The organism is Butyrivibrio sp. Su6 (genome assembly GCF_900108105.1).
Classification (GTDB): Bacteria; Bacillota; Clostridia; order Lachnospirales; family Lachnospiraceae; genus Butyrivibrio.
Genome location: NZ_FNUR01000012.1, coordinates 19,678 through 42,355 on the forward strand (window position 1 = coordinate 19,678; position 22,678 = coordinate 42,355).

The 22,678-nt window shown below is 40.8% G+C and carries 19 protein-coding genes; 7 read left to right on the top strand and 12 right to left on the bottom strand.

Going from position 1 to position 22,678, the window contains the following annotated elements; translation table 11 throughout:
• Position 1: 1 nt before the first annotated feature.
• The 3 genes from C4S54_RS12430 to C4S54_RS12440 are packed head-to-tail and all read right to left on the bottom strand — an operon-like array spanning position 2 to position 4,555.
• Complete coding sequence (locus C4S54_RS12430; RefSeq protein ID WP_103869820.1) at positions 2–1,438, bottom strand: HAMP domain-containing sensor histidine kinase; 1,437 nt, start codon at positions 1,436–1,438, stop codon at positions 2–4.
• A complete protein-coding gene (locus C4S54_RS12435; RefSeq protein ID WP_022772332.1) occupies positions 1,439–2,140 on the bottom strand; it encodes a response regulator transcription factor in 702 nt (233 codons plus the stop codon).
• A gap of 15 nt (positions 2,141–2,155) precedes the next feature.
• Entirely contained in the window at positions 2,156–4,555 is a 2,400-nt protein-coding gene (locus C4S54_RS12440) for an endonuclease MutS2 (protein ID WP_103869821.1), read from the bottom strand.
• A 133-nt stretch (positions 4,556–4,688) separates the two neighbouring features.
• Between C4S54_RS12440 and C4S54_RS12445 the strand changes: the two genes are divergently transcribed.
• Both C4S54_RS12445 and C4S54_RS12450 read left to right on the top strand, forming a co-directional pair.
• Entirely contained in the window at positions 4,689–6,038 is a 1,350-nt protein-coding gene (locus C4S54_RS12445; RefSeq protein ID WP_103869822.1) for a S1C family serine protease, read from the top strand.
• 28 nt (positions 6,039–6,066) lie between these two features.
• A complete protein-coding gene (locus C4S54_RS12450) occupies positions 6,067–7,011 on the top strand; it encodes a 3'-5' exoribonuclease YhaM family protein (protein ID WP_103869823.1) in 945 nt (314 codons plus the stop codon).
• A 48-nt stretch (positions 7,012–7,059) separates the two neighbouring features.
• Here the strand turns inward: C4S54_RS12450 and C4S54_RS12455 are convergent, their stop codons facing one another.
• The 5 genes from C4S54_RS12455 to C4S54_RS12475 are packed head-to-tail and all read right to left on the bottom strand — an operon-like array spanning position 7,060 to position 12,279.
• Positions 7,060–7,977, bottom strand: coding sequence for an ArsR/SmtB family transcription factor (locus tag C4S54_RS12455; RefSeq protein WP_103869824.1), 918 nt, complete (start codon positions 7,975–7,977; stop codon positions 7,060–7,062).
• Between the two features lie 30 nt (positions 7,978–8,007).
• Positions 8,008–9,168 carry a pyridoxal phosphate-dependent aminotransferase gene (locus C4S54_RS12460; RefSeq protein ID WP_103869825.1) on the bottom strand — a complete coding sequence of 387 codons (1,161 nt, stop codon included), beginning with the start codon at positions 9,166–9,168 and terminating at the stop codon, positions 8,008–8,010.
• The gene (locus C4S54_RS12465; protein WP_022772324.1) at positions 9,165–9,653 is read right to left on the bottom strand and encodes an Lrp/AsnC family transcriptional regulator; all 489 of its coding nucleotides are present in this window, start codon (positions 9,651–9,653) and stop codon (positions 9,165–9,167) included. Before C4S54_RS12465 ends, C4S54_RS12460 begins: the two co-directional genes overlap by 4 nt.
• A gap of 26 nt (positions 9,654–9,679) precedes the next feature.
• Positions 9,680–10,648: an AIR synthase-related protein gene (locus tag C4S54_RS12470; RefSeq protein WP_103869826.1), complete on the bottom strand. Its 969-nt coding sequence runs from the start codon at positions 10,646–10,648 to the stop codon at positions 9,680–9,682.
• A 14-nt stretch (positions 10,649–10,662) separates the two neighbouring features.
• Entirely contained in the window at positions 10,663–12,279 is a 1,617-nt protein-coding gene (locus tag C4S54_RS12475; protein ID WP_103869827.1) for a VanW family protein, read from the bottom strand.
• 67 nt (positions 12,280–12,346) lie between these two features.
• Here C4S54_RS12475 and C4S54_RS12480 point away from each other — a divergent pair, with 67 nt between their 5' ends.
• The 3 genes from C4S54_RS12480 to galT all read left to right on the top strand — a co-directional run bounded on the left by C4S54_RS12480 (position 12,347) and on the right by galT (position 15,951).
• A complete protein-coding gene (locus C4S54_RS12480) occupies positions 12,347–13,006 on the top strand; it encodes a hypothetical protein (protein WP_103869828.1) in 660 nt (219 codons plus the stop codon).
• 154 nt (positions 13,007–13,160) lie between these two features.
• A complete protein-coding gene (locus C4S54_RS12485) occupies positions 13,161–14,342 on the top strand; it encodes a galactokinase (RefSeq protein WP_242973812.1) in 1,182 nt (393 codons plus the stop codon).
• Positions 14,343–14,415: 73 nt separating this feature from the next.
• Positions 14,416–15,951 (top strand): UDP-glucose--hexose-1-phosphate uridylyltransferase, encoded by a 1,536-nt coding sequence (gene galT / locus C4S54_RS12490; RefSeq protein WP_103869829.1) that lies wholly within the window; start codon positions 14,416–14,418, stop codon positions 15,949–15,951.
• Positions 15,952–16,011: 60 nt separating this feature from the next.
• Here galT and C4S54_RS12495 read toward each other — a convergent pair whose 3' ends face one another.
• Positions 16,012–16,884 (bottom strand): glycosyltransferase family 2 protein, encoded by an 873-nt coding sequence (locus tag C4S54_RS12495; RefSeq protein WP_160110762.1) that lies wholly within the window; start codon positions 16,882–16,884, stop codon positions 16,012–16,014.
• Between the two features lie 190 nt (positions 16,885–17,074).
• Here C4S54_RS12495 and C4S54_RS12500 point away from each other — a divergent pair, with 190 nt between their 5' ends.
• A complete protein-coding gene (locus C4S54_RS12500; protein WP_103869831.1) occupies positions 17,075–17,293 on the top strand; it encodes a hypothetical protein in 219 nt (72 codons plus the stop codon).
• Here C4S54_RS12500 and C4S54_RS12505 read toward each other — a convergent pair.
• From C4S54_RS12505 to C4S54_RS12515, 3 genes are all read right to left on the bottom strand, one after another.
• Positions 17,287–19,137: a helix-turn-helix domain-containing protein gene (locus C4S54_RS12505; RefSeq protein WP_103869832.1), complete on the bottom strand. Its 1,851-nt coding sequence runs from the start codon at positions 19,135–19,137 to the stop codon at positions 17,287–17,289. The two genes, C4S54_RS12500 and C4S54_RS12505, sit on opposite strands and share 7 nt — an antisense overlap.
• Positions 19,138–19,217: 80 nt before the next feature.
• Positions 19,218–20,378, bottom strand: a complete 1,161-nt coding sequence (locus C4S54_RS12510; protein ID WP_103869833.1) for a toxic anion resistance protein — start codon at positions 20,376–20,378, stop codon at positions 19,218–19,220.
• A gap of 67 nt (positions 20,379–20,445) precedes the next feature.
• On the bottom strand, positions 20,446–21,624 hold the full coding sequence (locus tag C4S54_RS12515) for a 5-bromo-4-chloroindolyl phosphate hydrolysis family protein (RefSeq protein ID WP_160110763.1): 1,179 nt from the start codon (positions 21,622–21,624) through the stop codon (positions 20,446–20,448).
• Positions 21,625–21,763: 139 nt separating this feature from the next.
• Here C4S54_RS12515 and C4S54_RS12520 point away from each other — a divergent pair, with 139 nt between their 5' ends.
• Complete coding sequence (locus tag C4S54_RS12520; protein ID WP_103869835.1) at positions 21,764–22,678, top strand: AraC family transcriptional regulator; 915 nt, start codon at positions 21,764–21,766, stop codon at positions 22,676–22,678.

The window sequence follows — 22,678 nt, forward strand, 5'->3', positions numbered from 1 at the left end:
ATTACTCCTCGTCATCAGCATCCATTACTGCAGACTTTGGCAGAGAAAAAATAAACTCTGTTCCAACGCCGGGAGTACTGATAACATTAATATTTTCTTCGTGGGCCTTTATTATTTCTTTTACGATAGAAAGGCCAAGACCTGTGCCCTTCTTATCTTTTCCTCTTGAAGAATCAGATTTATAGAATCTGTCAAAAATAAGCTTCTGATCCTCTTTGGGAATTCCAATTCCGCTGTCCTTTACTGAAACGAAAACCTTGCTGTGTTTCTCTGTGGTTTCAATCTTGATGGATGAATCATGATGGCTGAACTTTATGGCGTTATCCACAAGATTATAGAGCACCTGCTGGATCTTATCCACATCTGCATTTACCAGCATCTTCTCATCTGTAAGGATCAGCTCAATGGCAATCTTTTTATTTCTGCAGGTTCCTTCAAAAGACTCTGCGACTTTCCTTATAGTCTGGTTTATATCAAAATCAGATTTATTGAGCATCATACCTTTAGTGTTTAGGTTGTTCAAGGTAAGAAGCTCATTGGTAAGCTTGGTCAGTCTGTCAGTTTCATTGATTACAATGCCAAGGTACCTCTCATGCATCTCCTGGGGTATCGTTCCATCCTGCATTGCCACCAGATAACCTCTGATAGATGTAAGCGGAGACCTGAAATCATGTGAAACATTGGCAATAAATTTCTTTTGATCGTCCTCTGCGCGTGCAATCTCGCCCGCCATATAAGACAGAGATGCTGCCAGATATCCCATTTCATCTTCAGACTCAACCGAAAATTCATATCCCATATTTCCTGCTGCGTACTGCTCCGTCGCCTTGGTTATCTTTCTGAGCGGAATATATACAAGCTCCGTAAAAAAGATAAGGATTATCAGTGACAACAGGAAAAGAACTATCAGCATAAGGTAGGATATATTCAAAAATTCATTGGCCGATTCCACCAGGTCCGATACAGGTTCATGAATAACGACATACGCCTGAACCTTATAGTTGGCAGTTATGGGCGCAAATACACTTATGACATCTTCGTTAAAAGAGCCCCAGAAATTGCCGGTTGTATAGTAAGACCCGCCAAGCACAGAAGGATTAAAGCCTTCTATCACTATCTCATCTCCGGGTCCTATTACTCTCGACGAATCAAGGACAAGTCTGCCTGAAGGGTTGATTATCCATATGGGTTCATTATCCATATATTTGGACAATGTGACCATTTGTGTATGTACTGCTTCCAGCGAAGTTTCACTATTGTAAAGATCTGCCGCGTACGTGTTTGCAATCTGAGTGGCAACCTGATACATGTTGTCAGTTTTATCTCTTCGCAGTCTCTCATAGGTCATGCTGTAAACGAATGTGGCAACAATAACAAACCCGAATACACCAAACAGAAGATAGGCAAGAAGAAACTTCAGATAAAGAGTTCTCTTCATTTATTCAGTTACCTCAAACTTGTATCCTATTCCCCAGATTGTTGCAAGACGCCAGTTCTCGTGATCGCTTAATTTCTCACGAAGTCTTTTTATATGTACATCTACAGTTCTGGTATCGCCAACATATTCATAGCCCCAGATCTGATCAAGAAGCTGCTCTCGTGTAAACACGTGGTTTGGTGAAGCTGCAAGGAAGTATAAAAGCTCAAGCTCCTTAGGTGGCATATCCACACGCTCGCCCATGTAATTTACCGAATAATTGGTCATATTGATTTCAAGATCAGGATATCTTACTACCTTGTCATTAGACTCAGGAGCTTCCTGAACCTGAGGCTTAAAGCGCCTTAATACCGCCTTTACTCTTGCCACCAGTTCTTTTGAATCAAAGGGCTTCTCCATGTAATCGTCAGCGCCCATCTCAAGACCGAGAACCTTATCAAACACCTCGCCCTTTGCGGAAAGCATGATGATAGGAGTCTGTGACCTGGTCCTTATCTCTCTGCAGACCTGGTATCCATCAATTCCCGGAAGCATCAGATCAAGCAAAATGAGATTTGGTTTAAATGTGTCAAAAGTGTTTATCGCAGATTCGCCGTCATTACATATCTTGGTCTCAAAGCACTCTTTTACCAGATACAAAGATATGAGCTCTGCAATGTTGTTGTCATCATCAACTATAAGAATTTTCTGTTTGCTAACCATCTTTTCCCCCAAAGTTTATTTAATAAAAGTTACTATTGTAACACCGGCATCGCCTTCGCCGAATTCCCCAAGTTTAAAGGACTTCACGTAAGGAACGCCCTTCAAATAATTATGTACTGCCTGCCTAAGGATACCTGAACCCTTACCATGAACAACTCTTACATTATTAAGATGTGACATGTAGGCATCATCCAGATACTTATCAAGAGCCGCAATGGCGTCGTCGCTGTTTTTACCAATAAGATTAATCTCAGTCCTGATGCTGGCAGCACGGGAAAGATCCATCTTTGAACCTGAACTTCCGCTTGTCCTGCCATAGAACTTCTTCATAGCCGTCTTGGCATCATCATCCTTTATAAGAACCAGATCCCTGATATTGGCTTTAGTCCTCATGATTCCGCACTGCACATAGAGATTGCCATCCTTGTCAGGCTTAGAGCTGATAGTTCCTTTAAGTCCCATGGATACGATTTTTACTGACTCCCCGAGCTTAAGCTGAGACTCTTTTAATATAGGATGAGTTTCTTTTGCCTTTTCAGCTTTCTTGGAGATCGCCTTGTTTTTGTCAGATATCTTTTGTCCGACATTGGTCCTGGCTCTCTCAAGGTCCTGAATTGACGCGTTTGGTCCTGCTTTTCTGAAAGTCCTTATGGTCTCATCAGCAAGATCCTTTGCTTCCTGCAAAATAGCTCTCGCTTCTTCGTTGGCCTCTCTTATGATGTCATCCTTGCGGCTGTCGAGCTTTTCAGTCTTTTCCTCAAGCTGAGACTTAAGCTGCTCAACTTCTTTTTTGTACTCAGAAATCTCAAGTCGCTCATTCTCAATGATCTTTCTGCTCTTCTCCAGGTCAGCCAAAAGATCTTCAAAGCGCTTATCCTCAGTGCTGATCTGCTCTTTTGCGGCTTCGATTATCCTGTCCGGAAGGCCAAGCTTTGATGATATAGCAAAAGCGTTGCTCTTTCCAGGAATTCCAATAAGAAGCTTATATGTTGGTTTCAATGATTCCACATCAAATTCACAGCTGGCATTCTTAATTCCGGGAGTGTTAAGGGCATAAACCTTAAGCTCGCTATAGTGAGTTGTTGCAAGTGTCCTTATCCTTCTGCTGTGCAGGTCGTTAAGAATTGATATGGCAAGAGCCGCTCCCTCTGTGGGGTCAGTTCCTGCTCCCAATTCATCAAAAAGACAAAGTGAATTCTCATCAGCTTTTTCAAGGATCGATACTGTATTGGTCATATGTGATGAGAAAGTAGACAGTGACTGCTCAATACTCTGCTCATCTCCGATATCGGCAAATACCTCATTAAACACTGACAGCTCTGACTTATCCCCTGCAGGGATCGCAAGGCCGGCCTGTCCCATAAGTGTCAAAAGACCTACCGTCTTAAGGGTAACAGTCTTACCACCGGTATTGGGACCTGTGATAATGAGCATGTCGAAATCTCTTCCGGCATAAACGTCAATAGGAACCACCTTATCTTTTGCAATAAGAGGGTGTCTTCCCTTCTTGATATCAAATGCGTGCTGGTCATTGAAAATAGGTGTTGTTCCATTTATCTCAAGCGCATAGGAAGCCTTGGCAAAAATAAAGTCAAGGTCTGTCATAATGTCTGAGTTGTACTTGATAGAGTCAATATGCTCTGCAACCTTGAGGCTGAGCTCGAGAAGAATCTTTTCAATCTCAGCGCTCTCCTGAAGTGCCATTTCCCTCAGCTTGTTATTAAGTTCTACAACTGCTGCCGGCTCTATAAAAAGAGTTGAACCGGATGAAGACTGGTCATGAACAATACCATTTATCTGTGATTTGTACTCCGCCTTCACTGGAATGCAGTACCTGCCGTCCCTCATGGTGACAACAGCATCCTGAAGGTATGTCCTCATGGATCCGTTTAGCATCCTGCCAAGCTGCTCATGTATTCTGTCATTGGTGAGCATTATGCCCCTTCTGATATGCTTGAGGGCAGGGCTTGCATCAGAACTTATTTCATCCTCAGACACTATGCATCTTCTGATCTCTGCTGACACAAAAGTAAGTGGCTCTAATAGTTCAAAAGACTCTGTGAGGGAGTCACCTGTTTCATCGTCCCTTGTAGGTCTTCCATAGGTCTTTACCCTGTTAACATTGTCGAGAAATGCAGCTATCCTTAGAAGTGACACCGGCTCAAGAGCACTTCCTATCTTAAGTGCCTTAAGAGTTCCCTCAAAGTTCCTGTTATCCCCAAAAGAAGTTGATCCTTTTTTGAATATTCTTGAAATAGCATCAGAGGTCTTTTTCTGATTATTCCTTATCTCATTGATATCTGAAGAAGGAACAAGCTCCTTGCAGAGCTTTCTTCCCGGCTCTGATGTGGCGTGATCCGCCAGTCTTTCTATTATTTTATCGTACTCAAGTACGTGTAATGCTTTTGCGTTCATAAATACTAGTCCTTAACATATGCTTTTTTACACAATTACCCAAAGTACAGTTTATCATTTATACCCCCTCATGGCTAGATTTAACCTATAAAAACGTCTATAATAAGTTAAATGTTTATTGGGGGAATACGAAATGCCACTTAATCCTGAAGATAACAAAAATGAGAATTTGGCCAACACTGATTTTATCAGTGAAAAGATAAAACAGCGTCCTATCAATAGAAAAAAACTTCTGCGTCGCACGGTCATCACCGTTTCACTGGCAGTTATATTCGGAATGGTCGCTTGTCTTACATTCCTTATACTTCAGCCGGTTTTCAGCGACAAACTTTATCCCGAAAATGAACCGGAAATGATATCCTTCCCCGAGGAAAAGCCAAGTGAAGAGCTGACTCCCGAGGAAATGTTTGCTGATGACAATCAGATAGCTGCGAGCGAAGCTCTAAGCCTTGAGGAGAGTCAGAAGGATCAGATCGATCAGGCAATTGCCTCCTATTCTTTTGACGCTTACGACTATGAAAAAATGATCACTTCCCTTCGCAAGGTTACTACACAGGTTGAGAAAAACATCGTAAAAGTAACAGCTATCTCAAGCGACTCCAACTGGTTTACAGACTCCTACGAAACAAAGGGTTCCACATCAGGTCTCATTGTTGCTGACAACGGCACCAATCTCTATGTCCTTGTCCCTTCAGCGTCTGTGTCTGATGCCGAGTCAATTGGCGTAACATTCTGTGATGGAGCCACAGCAACTGCTGAGATCAGTCTGATCGACACTATTACAGGGCAGTGCGTGCTTACTGTTCGCAGAACACAGCTTTCAGAAGGCACAAGACAGACAATTTCTCCTGCGGAGCTCGGAAGTTCAAGCGCCGGGAGCCTGACTGGTTCACCTGTTATCGCTGTTGGTAGCCCTATTGGTATCCAGGACTCAATAGCTTACGGAATCGTCACTTCGGAAAAGAGTCCCATGAATCTTGTGGATTCATGTTATAAGCTGATCACTACCGATATCTACGGAAGCAGCGATGCTACCGGTGTTCTCATAAACTTAAAGGGACAGGTCATCGGAATAATAGATACATCCCACAATTCTACAGATATGACCAATCAGATCTGCGGAATCGGAATAACTGAGCTAAAGCCACTTATTGAAGACCTTTCAAACGCAAGGCCAAGGCCGTATCTTGGAATCCACGGCGCCACAGTTCCACTCGAGATGCAGAATACACAAAATCTCCCTTCAGGAGCCTACATATCAAGCACCGAGATGGGATCTCCTGCCATGAAAGCCGGCCTTCAAAGCGGCGATATCATTACTGCTTTTAACGGCTATGATATCAACACCTATGACCACCTTATAACAAGGCTTGCAGGCTGTTCACCTGATGATGTAATATCAATTACGATCATGCGACAGGCACCTAATGAGTACATAGAACTTGAGATAGAAGCAACAATGTCAAGCTCTACAACTAAATAGATTTAATTTTAGAAATGAGGATTTTTTAATGAAGTTTATCAAAGATCTAACACCCGGTGACCGCATTGCGGACATCTACATGTGCAAGCACAAGCTCAGCGCAACAACCAAAAACGGAAAAGAGTACTACTCTGTAACTCTCCAGGACAAGACAGGCACTATTGATGCCAAGATCTGGGAGCCAAACAGTGACGGAATAGACGAATTTGACGACACAGATTACATTGACGTATTCGGAGAAGTAACAAGCTTTAACGGCGCTCTCCAGATCAATGTAAAAAGAGCCAGAAAATGCCACGAAGGCGAGTATGATCCATCTCTCTACCTTCCTGTTTCCTCCAAGGACATCGATGTTATGTACAAAGAGCTCCTTGGAATAATCGGAACTATCCAGAATCCATATCTCAAAAAGCTCCTTGAAGAATTCTTTATTCAGGATGAGGCTTTCATCACAGCTTTCAGAAAATCCAGCGCTGCCAAGACTGTGCATCACAGCTTCATCGGCGGACTTTTAGAGCACACACTAAGCGTAACAAAGCTCTGTAACTTCTATTGCACAGCATATCCTGCGCTTAACAGAGACCTTCTTTTAACAGCTGCTATCTGCCATGATATAGGTAAGACAAAAGAGCTCAGTCTCTACCCGGTAAATGACTACACTGACGAAGGCCAGTTCCTTGGTCACATAGTAATGGGAACCGAGATGGTTGGAGAAAAGATCCGCGGAATCGAAGGCTTCCCTGTTATTCTCAAGCAGGAGCTTCAGCACTGTATCCTTGCCCACCACGGCGAGCTTGAATATGGTTCTCCAAAGAAACCTGCCATCATTGAAGCTGTTGCTCTTAACCTTGCCGACAACACAGACGCCAAGATGGAAACTTTCACTGAAATCCTTGGAAACATCACTACTCCAGGCTGGCAGGGCTTTAATAAGTTCTTTGAGTCCAATATTTTTTCAACAAAAATTGAATAAAACAAGACGCAAAAATGCCACTTACCTTGAACAGGAAGTGGCATTTTCTTATTCTATAGCACTATATCCAATTTTAATATTGATATCCTGATTATAATTGCCAAAGCCCTTGCCAAAAATGGTAAGTCCTCCAACATGCTCCGCATCCTCAGGAACTTCAAGTTTAAGTTTCAATTGACTCTTGGCTGTGAGTCCAAGCTCATCTATCACCACATCTGAAATTCTTCTTCCATCTACGAATGTTCCATCGTGATTTATAACAAGAGTCTTAAGCATTCCATACTGATTCCAGTTTGGGAACCACCAGTCCGGTGTAAACAGCCCCTTAACATCTCCAAAATCTCCAGGCGATGTCCATGTTCCAAGCAGAGTCTCATTCAGATAAAAATAAATATCTGAGGGCCAAACATTATTTACTCCCGGAGCTTCTGAACTCAGCTCTGCGGAAATACATATCTCATCAATCTTTTGATTGGCAGGAACAAAATTGGGAATCATATACTCAACATACCCTTTGGTAAACCAGAGTATATCCGCCTCGAATCTGTCAGGATGAGCAAAGTATCTTGTGTCATCAACTTCACCGATAAGCCTGCTTGAATTGGCAAGTCCGCAGGTAGGATAAACTGAATAATCAGAAAACAGCCCCACCTTGATATCAGTGGTGTAAATATTGGCGTTTACAGGCTTATCCTGAAGTTCAATCAGAATCTTATCCAAATGAACTGAACACACCTTTTGATTACCATGCCCGGGCGCTTCAGAAGATACTGCAACAACGCCGCATTCCTCAAGTTTTTTAATATGACTCGTCAACGCCCCGTTTGTGATTCCAAGCTTACAGGCAAGATCATTCATATTTAGCGATCCCTCGTTTAGAAGAATCTTGATTATTTCCACCCTTACATCTGAACCAAGAGCCTTAAAAAGCTCTAACCCATCATCTATGGATTTAATATGAAGCATTTTTCACACTCTCTTTCATAAATGGTATATTCAATTAATCTTCTTAATGAAATTCTCAAGCCTTTCCATAGCAAGCTTTAAATTATCCAGTGAATATGCATAGGAAATACGAATAAATCCTTCTCCGCAGTCACCAAAAGCGGTTCCCGGAACTACTGCAAGCTTCTCCTCTTTAAGAAGTCTTGTACAGAATTCATCGCTGCTCATTCCAAACTTCTTTATGGATGGGAATACGTAAAAGGCTCCAAAAGGCTCAAAGCAAGGAAGTCCAAGTCTCTTAAATTCATTCAGGAGGTATCTTCTTCTGTGATTGTATTCCTCGCGCATGATCCTTACATCTTCATCTCCGTTTTTAAGAGCCTCAACCGCAGCGTACTGGCTGGTTGTAGGAGCGCACATGATAGCAAACTGATGTATTTTTACCATCTGCTTCATGATTTCTTCCGGTCCGCATGCGTATCCAAGTCTCCAACCGGTCATAGCATAAGCCTTGGAGAAACCGTTGATAAGAATTGTTCTCTCTTTCATTCCAGGGAGAGATACAATTGAAACATGCTTGCCATTGTAAGTGAGCTCACTGTATATCTCATCAGAGATAACAAAAAGATCTTTCTCGATTACGACCTTTGCAATGGCTTCAAGATCCTCTTTTCCCATTACTGCACCTGTTGGGTTGTTTGGGAATGGAAGAACCAGGATCTTAGTCTTGTCAGTAACCTTCTCAAGCACTTCCTCTGCAGTAAGCCTGAACTGATTTTCCTCTTTTAGCTCTATGATCACAGGAACAGCGTCAGCTAAAATAGCACAAGGCTCATAAGAAACATAGCTTGGCTGAGGAATCAGAACTTCGTCCCCCGGATCCACCATAGCTCTAAGAGCCAGATCAATCGCCTCAGATCCACCTACTGTAATGAAGATCTCTTTTATCGGATCATATGTCACATCCTGTGTTCGTTTGATATAGTTTGAAACTTCCTGTCTAAGCTCCTTAAGTCCGGAGTTGGATGTATAGAAAGTTCTTCCTTTTTCAAGAGAATAAATTCCCTCGTCTCTTATGTGCCAGGGAGTATCAAAATCAGGCTCGCCCACACCAAGAGATATAGCGCCCTCGGTCTCCTGAACAATGTCAAAAAACTTTCTGATTCCTGAAGGCTTGATGTCTACTACCTTTTTTCCTATTGGATTTCTCATGGTGTAATGATCTCCCTTGTGTCTTCGTACTTTTTGGTCAAAATAGTTCCGTGATCCTTATATTTCTTAAGGATGAAGTGTGTCGCTGTACTAAGCACGTTGTCCAAAGTAGCAAGCTTGTTATTTACAAAGCCCGCAACCTCCAAAAGAGATTTACCTTCAACTATAACCATAAGGTCAAAACCGCCACTCATAAGATAAACGCTTGTAACCTCAGGATATTTGTATATTCTTTCTGCAATATTATCAAAGCCCTGTCCTCTTGTAGGTGTGACCTTAACCTCTATAAGGGCATTGACCTTTTCTATGTTGGTCTTAGACCAGTCGATCATTGAGTGATATCCGCAGATAACGCCCTCTTCTTCAAGAGCTTTCAGCTCATTGGCAACAAGTATCTCTTCCGCCCCCAGAAGAACACTGAGTTCATGTACATCAATGCGGCTGTTTTTCTCAATAATGCTTAATATCTCTTCTCTGGTATTCATAAACAAAAAGCTCCTCCAAATTATCTTTATCCAAGGATTTTATGGATCTCATCTGCCTGTGGCATCTCCAAAAACCTTGATTCATCTTCGTTAATTATATCTTTTCTATTACCTTCCTGCAAAAAACCTATGACAGAAGCGGGGATTCCCGCATTCTTAAGATCATCTACAAGCTTTTCTCCGTCATCTGTGGCAAAAAGAAGCGCTCCACCTGATAAAAGCTGATAAGGATTTATCTCAAAAAACTCGCAGATCTCAACGGTTTCCTGTCTCAAAGGTATGCTCTTCAAATTTACTTTTAGTCCACAGCCTGCGCGTTCTCCCATTTCCCAAAGAGCTGCAAAAACTCCGCCATTTGAGAGATCATGAACTGCACTGACTCCGGACTTAATGGCGACTGCAGCCTCTGACTCTACAGACATATATTCTTTAAAATCTATAGCGTCATTGATAAATGGTGCCGGATACTTAGTTGTAAGCTCCTGCTTTTTTTCTTTTGCCAAAAGAGCTGTTCCCTCAAGGCCTACCCACTTGCTTATTACAAGCGCCTGTCCTGCTTTGGGCTTTCCAAAAGAAATATCATTTTCCTTATACCCTACGCAGGTTGCTGTTATCACAGGTCTTTTTACAGCGGTTGAAATCTCTGTATGGCCGCCGGCGTATACTGTTCCCGCAGCCTTACTGCCATCTATGCAGTCCCTGACTATTTCTTTTAAGCGCTTTTCTTCTATATCTTCACTTAATAGGATACTTACATCCACGTGATCCGGTGTGATTCCCTGCGCAGCCAGGCCATTTGCCGCCTTAACCACAGCATAATATCCCACTTCTTTAGCATCCAAAGCATATGTCGCTACAGATGAAAATACTTTTTTAGATTCAGAAAAAGCGCAGTCTGCCCCTACAGCTGCGCCTGTTCTTTCTTTAAATTCTGTTTTTATAAGTTTTAAAACTGAACGCTTTAAAGCATTCTCAGTTATTTTTCCAATTCTCATATAATTGCCAATGATCAGCCTTCTGTCTGTATAGTTTCTGCAGTATCTGTTCCTTCAGCACTCTCTGCCGGCTGCGATTCCTGCGCTGCCTGTGCCTCTGCCTGCTGCTGCGCAAGCTGTGCATTTGCCGCATTGACGGCATCTGCTGCCGCCTGAGCTGCTGCAGCTTCATTTTCTGTTCCTGCTGCACTTCTGGCTGCACCAAGTGCACCGGCAACAGCCTTAACGGTAGCCACATCACCTGTAGCTATTGCTGTGTTTATCTGTGCCATAGCAGTCTCATCAGCTCCTGCTGTACCAATTGTAACAATCTTAGGAACCATTTTGTAGTTACTGCTATTTATAACTTCTCTGCTCACTTCAGCGCCATTCTCAGTTACGATCTTCCAAAGCTGAGCCTTGTATCCAAGATGAGCTGACTGTGTTCCAACATAGCCAACAGCCTGTGAACCATCACACACGAACTGATCTGCTGAAGCAGGTGTTGTTTCAAGGACTTCACTCTTAAAGCTTACCTTACGTCCGGCGTCTCTTGTCTCTACCCCGTATATCGTAAAGGTTATGTGCTTGTCAGATGTTGTTGAACCTTCAATATATATAGGATACTCGGTATTATTGACAAACTTAAAGTTCTTTCCACCAGATTCTGCTATTGCAGCATCTGCAGAAGGCTCTACATAAGTAACTATCATTGAATGGTTGTGACGCTCAGTAACTTCAAGCTCTGCCAAAAGAACTGCATTATAAAGTGTAGTAGAAACCTGACAAATACCGCCTCCAACACTCTCAACCACAAGCCCGTTCAAATAAGAACCTGCAGGGAAATAGCCATTTGCCTCAGTAAATGGAGTAATTGTATCAAGTACAGAGAACTCTTCTCCCGGATAAACTGTAGTGCCATTTATAAGTGAACAACCATTTGCTACATTGGCGCTTCTGGCAGCACCTGAGGTTTTATAGCTTGTTGTAAAGGTACCAAGAACATCTTTTACCTTTGCCAGATCCTCTGCGCTTCCAAGAGGCTTATCTTCCTTAACAGAAAGTGTGATGGTAGCATTCTCTGGTGTGAGCTCATTTTGAATAAAGCTCTTTATTACAGAAGCAGATGCCTCCTTATCCACAATATAACCTGTCTGGCCATCAGTAACTACGAAGCCCTCGTCTGTTTTCTTTAGGCTGTAGTTGACTTTCTCCTGGTCAAAAGAACTGCTGCATCTGTCAATAATAGCTGCAAGAGCCTCATCATCAAAACCATATTCAATATCAAAAACATGATTGGATTTCTCAAGATCTTTTAAGGCTTTATATCTCTGGATGATATTTCCCTGATGTCCAAGGGCATAGGCCTCATCCACTACATCAGTGTTTTCCCATGTTATTCCAAGATCAGAGCCAAATATTGTAAGATTCTTATCTTCACCAACAGTAAGCGTTATTTCTGAATTTTTCTGACTTTCAACTAATGATGAAACCGCTTGTTCCGCCTCATCAACAGACATTCCTGAAACATCAAGCGAACCAATATATACACCACTTGCGATTGTTTTAGAGTCAGCAGCGTCTACAGGCGTTCCTGGCCAAATTACAAGAAAAGACAAAAAGAGGACCAATCCTCCAAAAAATTTTTTCATAATGCTTCCTCTGTGTTATGATGAAAATAAGCATAACTTATTACGGTTAACTGAAAGGATATTATAGATGAAATTACCTTTTTTAGCAAGTTTCATTATACTTGCTGTCTTTTTTAATATCAGCATGCGAAGGGTATCCAGAAAGATTGAAAAAAAGGAAGCTGACTTCTGGGAAAAAGAGCGCGAAGCCAACAGCGTAAGGCGAAAAAGTCTGGAAAACCTTGAATACATACATATTCCTTATAATCTACTTCCATTTGATACCGCAGGAGATAATGAAGCACTTCAAAAAGCCGAAGATGAATTAAAGGCACTTCAATTTGAAAAAATAGTCAATTTCACCGGAATCAGCAATACAGACCTAAAGCTCGAATATGGAACCGCCAATATAACTGCACTTACACAGTACGATCAGAATTACACCACTTTAGTCCGTGCCCTGCAAAACTGGGGAGAGCTTTTATATAACGCAGGAAGATTTGAGGACGCTGCCAATGTTTTGGAATTTGCCGTTAAAACAAGGACCGATATTTCCGGAACCTACAGGCTTCTTGTGGACATGTACAAAACAAAACTTGGCCTTAGTGAAGAGGAGATTCAGAAAAAGATCGATGGTCTCATACCAATTGCCAAAAATTTAAACTCATTAAGCAAAAATCAGATTCTTAACATGCTCGGCGTTGAGACTCCCACTCAAAAGAAAAAAGCTCCGCTTGTAACTTTTTGAGATTTATATTTCGCTCTCCTATTATAATAGGGGAGCTTTATTTTTAACATTTTGACAGGCTTATAAAACAAAGAGATATTTATTATAAGTAGTTTAAAGGGGTAATATATAGTCACAAAATACATATTTGTCTGGTTAAAACCAAGGAGGTTATATGATCGATCAGGAAATGAAAAAAGCTGTTCTTGAAAACTTCGAGAAGGCTTATGGAAAAAAAGAAAATGTAAAAGCATACTTTGCTCCGGGCAGAGTTAATCTTATAGGAGAACATACAGACTACAACGGAGGTCATGTTTTCCCATGTGCTCTTACCATCGGTACTTATGCAGCAGCTGCAAAAAGAGATGACAGAATGATCCAGCTCTTTTCTTTAAATCAGGATAAGGTTGGTGTTGTTTCATTTTGCCTCGATGACACAATCGCTCCTTCAGAGTCTGCAGGCTGGACCAATTATCCTATGGGAGTTGTATGGGCCTTTGAAAAAAGAGGCATGAAGCTTGATACAGGCTTTGACATGGTGATCTACGGAAACATTCCTAACGGATCAGGACTTTCATCATCTGCATCCCTTGAAGTTCTTACAGGTTTTGTTTTAAGAGACCTCTATGGATTTGAAGTAACAAACCAAGAGCTTGCTCTTATCGGTCAGTATTCTGAGAACAACTTCAACGGCTGCAACTGCGGTATCATGGATCAGTTCGCTGTAGCAATGGGCCAGGAAAACAGCGCCATCTTCCTTGATACAGCTGATCTTTCTTTTGAATACGCACCAATTAAACTTGAAGGTGCAAAGATTATCGTTACAAACACAAATAAAAAGCATAAACTTACAGATTCTCAGTACAACGCTCGCCGCAGCATGTGTGAAGAAGCTCTTTCTATCCTTCAGAAAAAGCTTGATATCAAAGGACTTGGCGATCTTTCTATCGAAGAGTTCGAGGCTAATAAAGCTCTTTTAACCGATCCTGATATGCAGAAAAAGGCTAAACATGCAGTATACGAGAACCAGCGTACTATTGAAGCAGTTAAAGCCCTTAAGGATGGAGATCTTGAGCACTTTGGAAAGCTTATGAGACAGTCCCACGAATCACTTCGCGATGACTATGATGTAACAGGCATTGAGCTTGATACTCTTGCAGAAGAAGCCTGGAAGGTTCCCGGTGTTATCGGCTCACGTATGACAGGTGGCGGCTTTGGTGGCTGCACTGTTTCTATCGTAAAAGATGAAGCAATCGATAACTTCAAAAAGACTGTCGGCGAGAACTACAAAAACAAAATTGGCTACGAAGCTACATTTTATACAGTAGAAATCGGCGGTGGCCCTGAAGTCATCTGACCTGATTGTTAATAATGTCAGGAGCAAAATATAGCTGCTCCTGGCATTTAATCTTTAAATTCGAGGAGTTATCATGGATATACAAAACGCAATCAATAACCTTGTTGCATATGCCCTCAAACAGGGCCTTATAGAAAAAGAAGATGTGATCTACGCCATCAATTCAATCCTTATTGACCTTGGGATTGATGCTGCTGATTACGAAGCAGCAGACATAGAAGCCCTGGCAAAAGAGCTTCCTGCAGATGAAATTGAAAAGGGAACATTCCTTGAAAATGTTCTTAAAGTGCTCGATGACTATGCCGCTGCAAATGGTCTTTTAGAAAATGACAGCGTTGTCTATAGAGACCTGTTTGATACAAAGCTCATGGGCGAGCTTACAGACAGACCAAGCAACATCATCAAAAAGTTCAATGAAAAGCTTGCAGAAAGTCCTGAGGCAGCTACAAACTTCTACTATGAGTTTTCAAAGAACACAGATTACATCAGAAGATACCGCATTTCCAAGGATATGAAATGGATCGCTCCTACAGAGTACGGCGACCTTGATATTACAATCAATCTCTCAAAGCCGGAAAAAGACCCTAAGGCAATCGCCGCTGCAAGAAATGCCAAGCAGTCAGGTTATCCTAAATGTCAGCTTTGCTGGGAGAACGAAGGCTATTCAGGAAGAGTTGATCACCCCGCAAGAGAGAATCACAGGATCATTCCTGTAACAATCCAGAACTCAAAATGGGGATTCCAGTATTCTCCATATGTTTACTACAATGAGCACTGCATCGTGTTTAATTCAAAGCACATCCCTATGAAGATTGAGCATGATACCTTCTGCAAGCTCTTTGATTTTGTTAAACAGTTCCCTCACTACTTTGTAGGATCCAATGCGGATCTTCCAATCGTTGGTGGTTCAATCTTAAGTCATGACCACTTCCAGGGCGGACATTATACTTTTGCTATGGCAAAAGCTCCTGTTGAGAGAACCTTTACCGTTAACGGCTTTGAAGATGTTAAGGCAGGCATTGTAAAATGGCCTATGTCAGTTATAAGAATTTCTGCTCCTGAGGTAAATAGAGTAATTGCACTTGCTGATGTGATCTTAAATAAGTGGAGTGGCTACACAGACGAAGCTGCATTTATCTATGCTGAGACAGATGGAACACCTCATAACACTATTACTCCTATCGCACGAAAACGCGGTGAAGACTTCGAGCTTGACCTTGTTCTTAGAAACAACATTACAACAGATGAACATCCTCTTGGTGTATACCACCCTCACGCAGAGCTTCATCATATTAAAAAGGAGAACATCGGCCTTATTGAAGTTATGGGCCTTGCAGTACTTCCTGCAAGACTTAAGAAGGAGATGGCTGATCTTAAGGAAGCAATCCTTTCAGGAAAAGATATAAGAAAAGACGAAGTTCTTGAAAAGCACGCTGATTGGGTTGATGCCTTCAGCAAAAAATATGATCACATCGATGAAACAAATATAGACGACATTATCCAGAATGAGATCGGCGAAATTTTCATGCATGTTCTTGAAGACGCCGGTGTTTACAAAAGAACTCCCGAAGGGCAGGAAGCTTTCGACCGCTTTGTAAAAACTCTATAATGGGTAAAAAAATAAGACTCAGTCATCTGACCGGGTCTTATTTTTTCCCCTTCATAATATTTATAACGCCTTTGGCACCGCAGAGTCCTGACCAATGATAAATCTCATAAAGGAGATTGGTCCTAAAAAAGTTGAAAGCCTGGACTTTATCTCACTGTTATATATATCATTTTCAATCGCCATCTCTTTTTTGAGATTATAGACTGTAACTATATTTTCCCAATTTTGTGGACCATAGGATTTCTTTTTTCTTATAGCTTTATAGCTTGAATAATCATATCGATACAGTTTTTTCTCGGAAACAACGCATTTATCAGCCTTCATAAGCGCATGAAGCATAATTATCTCATCATCATAATAGCGGATTTTTTCTCCGGCATATTCTTCCATGCCACATAGAGCTTCTCTCTTGATCAATGTATTCCAAAGGTAACCCGTATAGGAATTGTCATCACTATCAAGCTTTCCAAATAGCATTTTCCCAAAGGAGTCGATTACCTTTTTGCTTGAGTAATTCCCCGGGAACATCTCAGAATCATAAACCTTTGTATCAAAGCCTTCCCTTTTGATTATCGCTCCAAAGAATATAATATCCGCATCATTTTCTGCTGCCACTGAGTGCATCACTTTATATCTTTTTTCAGCACATACATCATCAGCATCTATAAAGCTTATATACTCTCCTCTGGAAACTCTGATGCCCTCAAGCTTTGCCAGGAAAAGGCCTCTGTTCTCCTGCTGTCTATAAACTACATTGGGGCATTTCCATGCATAATCCATGCATATATTTGGTGTATTATCTGTTGATCCGTCGTCAACTATTATGAGCTCATCATTCTCTCGAAGGCTAAGTAGAGCGTTCTCTATACATTCTGCTATTGTTTTTTCTGAATTATAAACCGGTAAGATCACACTGATGTTTTTTTCACTCATCACTATATAGCCCCCTTTCATCAAGTCAAAGTTTTGTTGTTAATAACATAATAAAATTTTACAGTGCTAAAGAAAAGTGACAGAGTATTTTACAAAAAAATCATAAAAGTAAAATACTCTGTCACTTGCAATGGTGCGGCTTTTGATATATTTTAGTTTACAAAACTAATTTAATTGGGAGGGCTCTAAAATGAAAAAAATTAGTAGCTTACTTGTTCTTGTACTTGTTATTTTTAATCTCACATTTACTATTTCATTTCCATTCGTTACTGTTTCAGACAATACAAATACAAACACTGAGACAACAACTGTTTCTGTAAGTGATTTAGTTGGTGACACAACTGTATCTGAAGAAAACATTATTACTCTTCAGTCACACTTTCCTATCAGCATATTAAGAAATCAGTAATGTTTCCAATCTTCATTTTTTTCAAGCATTTCTTTGATTAAATTGTAATACTCTTTATGAACAGAGTTATTGATAAAATCGCATATTTTTACAATTTTATCAAATCTCTGTTCATAATATTTTCTATCCTTTTCTTCTATCTTTGCGTTATTTCTGAGGAGCATAAATAGTGCCCCATGAAGGCCAAATAATCTATGGCTCTTTAATTCCAATATTAACAACTCACTTGCTATTTTTTTAACTTTTTCTATTTTGTCGGCGTCACTATATACATCTGTCAACCATAGTGTTATTGATTCATATGTGCTATAATCCACCGGATGTCCGCCAGATTCATGATTACTACAAAAAGACTGTAAATACTCCATCAAGTGCTCTTTTTCTTCATCATCTTCAGTATATTTTCCTATACCAATCAAAAGGTTTAGTTCAGCATGAAGAACATATCCATCTTTTATTTCCAATACTGGAACAGGAAGAGTTAAGGTTAAATCTTCTTTCAGTTTAGTTGCATACTGTTCTCCCGTGATTTTACCTTCATCCATGCTTAGCAATAGTTTTATAATGTCCAGCAGCTGCTTGTTTGTAGCAAATGAAAAATCTATTTTTTCTTCCAATTCCTTATACAGCGTTTCATAATCCGCAGCCACATAATTATTGATCATATTTGCCAGAGAATAGTACCTGTCCATAACTTCCCTATCATCAGTAATTATATCTGAACGAGTATAGTCGCAGTTAATATTCAGTTCATCCATAATAGGGCGCAGAACGGCCTTCTGGGCAGAAATGGCGCTATTCTCAATACGCATCAACGTCCTGTAGGAGCATTTTACCCTGTCTGCAAGTTCTTCTCTGCTAATCTGCATCATCTGCCTTCTTGATTTAATAACATCCCCGATGCAGTAAATATCTGAATCTCTGTAGATATAGCAGTTATAATCCATAAGATAGTCCACATCGTATTCACTATAGATTTCTGCAAAAAGGTCATAGAGCTCTTTTGCTTTTTTAAGCTCCTCTTCATCACCGTTTTTTTCCAATACACTGATCTTTCCTGAAAGAATTTCAGCAATGTAGTAGCTCCTGCTCTTTTGCTTCAAGTATTCCAAAGCCTTGTCGTACTGCTTAAGAACTGTCTTTTTGTCCACCTGCGCATAATCATTCTTATGGGCAATGTTCCCTAAAGCAACTGCTCCTGCTGTATATACTTTCGCTTTTCCCAGAATATCAATAGCTGACTTTTCAAGATGATCAAGCACTGACAGGCAAACATCTGCTATCTTAGAGCTTTCATCAGGTGTAACTGAGCACTCTGCCTTGGCTTCTAACATTTTAAACAGCAAAAAGTATTCGAGTGTTGCCCACACGCCAAACTTTTTCTCACATACTTCTTCAATGATCATAGTAAGCGAACAGGCTTTTTCATACATTTCATATACTTCGCCCCAGGGAGCCTTTCTGAAATGCAGACACCTTGCCTTCATGTCATAGTAGAACTGAAGCTCTAATTTATTCAGGTTTAAATCTTCATCAAAAATAACCTGATCAATTTGCTCTTCTGCTTCAGCAAAGCTTTTTGACTCAATGAGCTTAATAAGCTCCATCCTCTTTAGATATCTTTTGTATTCATCAGGCTGTAAAAAGTCCTCATAGCCTTCTGATGAAATACCCAATCTGGACATGATACGGTTACGCATCATATAGTCAGGAAGAGTTGTTCCTTTTTCTATCTGCGCCATCATACTCTTTGTATAAAGTCCTTTTCCAGCCTCCTCAAGAGACACGTTGGCCGCTTCTCTGGTCATCTTCATAAATGCATGGAACTTTATGTCGTCTCTCATCCTGTATTACCTTCCTATATAAGTAAAAGGAGCATAGAATCATTGATGGTTCTACGCCCCCTCATATATATTCTTTAATCTTAGTTCTTTGCAGCTTCTAAAAGCTTATCTTTAAGCTGATTCTCAATCTGAGCAAGCTCTGCCTCGGCTTCACGACGCTTTGTCTTGCCTTCTGTCTGAATCTTTAACACTTCATCGAGAGTTGAGATAAGAGACTCATTTGTATGCTTAAGAGTTTCAATATCAACAATTCCTCTCTCTGCTTCTTTTGCACTCTCAATAGTTGCTACCTTAAGTGCATCTGCATTCTTTCTAAGGAGCTTATTAGTCATATCGTTAACTTCGCGCTCTGCCTGAGCAGCCTGAGTTGCATGCTCAATGCCGATTGCGATTACCATCTGGTTCTTCCAAAGCGGAATTGTATTTACGATGGTTGACTGGATCTTTTCAGCCATTACTGTGTCAGAACTCTGAACCATGCGGATCTGTGGACCTGTCTGCATTGCGATTGTTCTTGTAAGTTCCAGATCATAGATCTTTTTCTCAAATCTGTCGCACTTGTTAGCAAAGTCTTTTGCCTTCTCAGCATCCTCAGGAAGGCCTGATTCTGCAGCCTTTTTCTGAAGCTCTACAAGAGTTGTATTTCTCTCTTCCTCAAGTTTCTTTTTACCTGCAAGGATGTACATCGTAAGCTCTTTGAAATAGTTGAGGTTAAGATCATACATTCTGTCCAAAAGCTCAACGTCCTTCATAAGTGTTACCTGGTGCTTTTCAAGTTCGTTGCTGATTGTCTGGACGTTTGTTTCAACCTTGCTGTACTTGGCCTTTAATGACTCGATCTTGTTGGCACTCTTTTTGAATAATGCCTTTAAGCCTTTTTCTTCCTCTTCAACATCGAAGTTTTTTAGCTGTGTAACAAGATCAGTGATCATGTCACCAACTTCGCCCATGTCCTTGGTCTTGACATTATCAATTGCTTTCTCTGAGAAATCTGCAAGCTTTTTCTGTGTGCCAACACCGTAGTTCATGATGCCTGTTGAATTAGAGATATCAATCTGCTTGCTGAACTCATCTACCTGCTTAAGCTCTTCAGCGGAAAGCTGTGCTTCCATAGCAATATTTCCGTTGTCTTTTTTCTCCTCTTCAGGTGCCTGTGCTGCAGCTGTCTGAGCCTGCTCCTCTGCCCCGAATGTTAGTGATGGTGCAGCCGGTGCTGCATCAAATTCTAAATCTACTCCCATTTTTTCCTCCTAAAATCCTCATACAATACTATTAACAGCCGATTTGCTGTTCATGTCACAATTTTGATCACTCTGACCTTGGCATAGTCTGCATTGCCATGCCGCCCTCATTTGTAAGTCCATCCTGCGCCATCATGGTCTTCATAACAGAAATATCTGAAGAAATATCCCATGCCATATCCTGGAACAGACTGTCTAAAAGCTTTTCAAAAGCTTCATTTATCGTATCCATTGCTGAATCTATCTCATTCTTGGTCTGCTGAACGTTCTCTCCCTGAACTGTCTGTCTATCCAGTTCCACATATGCTTCTAAAAGCTTCTTGGTAGTTGGAAGATAATAGTTCATGAGTTTGTGAAGATCCTCAGCGCTCTGAGGGTTCTTTTTCACCTGTTCAAAGATCCTGTTCATGATGCTCTCAAGTCTGTAGAGCTTGTTGGACATGTCCTCTGTATCAGGGATGATATCATTAGTAGCTCTAACGTACTTAATATAGTCCTCACCATCAGCAAGGATAGCATCAACTCCTGTAAGATTCTCTCTTGATCTGCTGTCCACATTTATTGAAGCCTTCTGCTGATCAAGCTCTCTTTTTTCTCTCTCGAGTCTGTCTTTCTCAGCGCCAAGATAAAGCTGATAAGCTTCGTCTGTTATCATACAGGTTGTCTCTGTAGCATCAAGCCTTGCTCTTGGCAGGTAACCTTTTTTTATCATCTTCTTAATGTCTTTTAACACTTCAGAATCTGACTTAAGAACTGCCTTTGCAAGATCAGAGATCTTAAAGAACTCATTCTCTTTAACAGCATTGCCATATTGATGAAAAAGCCTGGCCAGCTTCAACTTACCTATTCCCGGAAAAACTAAAGCCCCGCTGACCGTAGCTAAAATTCCAAGTCCAAGTAATGACCACCAGCCACCAACAAAGGCTGTAGCAATTACTAAAGGTAAGAAGCAAAAGAATATTGAAGTTCCCAGAATAATCTCGAGAAGTCCCTGATATTTACTGACTCTTTTTGCAAAGAACGGGTACTGTGGCTGTTTGTAATTATTTGTCTTTGTCGCGCTATACTGAGTAGCGCCGCTTCTTCTTGCACTTGAATAAGTAGTCTTCGGTTCAAAACTGACTGACTTTATCGTGTTTGTTATATCACTGGCAAGCCTGCTATAATCGTTTTTATCTATGGCCGCGGTAACACTTTTTAAAATTTCACCGCTGGCTCTTATTACTTCTTGGGTATTATTATCCACAACTAGCCTCCACTGCATACAGATAAATCGCAAATGCAAGTATATTTTACAGTAAAAGAAATAGACATTCAACTTATGAAAGCGCAAATTATATGCGTTTATTTATGCTATAATACCGATTAACAGAAAGGATAGACAAATGGAAAAAGCATATAAACTTCTTTTTAATACTGAAGAATCTGATGATCTGTATGTATATTGCTGCGGAATGTCCAAAACTGAAGCTCACCACAGCTTTGGACCTGCACTCAAACCTCATTTTATGATTCATTACATCATGAGTGGAAAAGGCTCTTTTTCTATTGGTGGAAAAAACTATCCCTTGGAAGAAAACTACGGATTTTTGATAGTGCCTGATGAACTGGCCTATTATGTGGCTGATGAGGAAGACCCCTGGACGTATACCTGGATAGGTTTCGGTGGAAAAAAAGCTGAATCAATTGTTTCACAGCTCGGCTTATCAGTACAACAACCGATATTTAAAAGCGATAAATCTGAAACAATTTACAATCTTATAAAAGATATGATGGACCACAACACTTTCAGTGTTGAAGACGATCTGCGCAGAACAGGTCTTTTAGCAATGTTCCTGTCTGTACTCGCTTCAGGATTAAGCGTTACGCCCAAAAGCGATTCAGGAACAGACAACGACTATGTCACAAAAGCTCAGGCTTTCGTAAGAAGCAATTACTGCAATCCCATAAAAGTAACAGACATAGCGGACTATGTCTGTATCAATAGAAGTTATCTGTATACACTTTTTCAAAACCGTCTTGGGATATCGCCACAGCAGTATCTTTCAAGCTATCGTATCGCCAAGGCCACAGAGCTCCTCCAGCTGACATCCTTATCGATTGAATCAATTGCCATTTCCTGCGGCTACTCAGACCCTTTGGTCTTCTCTAAGGCATTCAGACAGGAAAAGAAGCTTTCACCTTCACAATATCGTAAATCTCTTCCCAAAAGCGATACCAAGGCTGGAAGCAAAGAACATTTAAAGCAGGTAGAGCAGTTTATAAAAGAACGTTATATGGCCTCAACTGATCCAAACTAA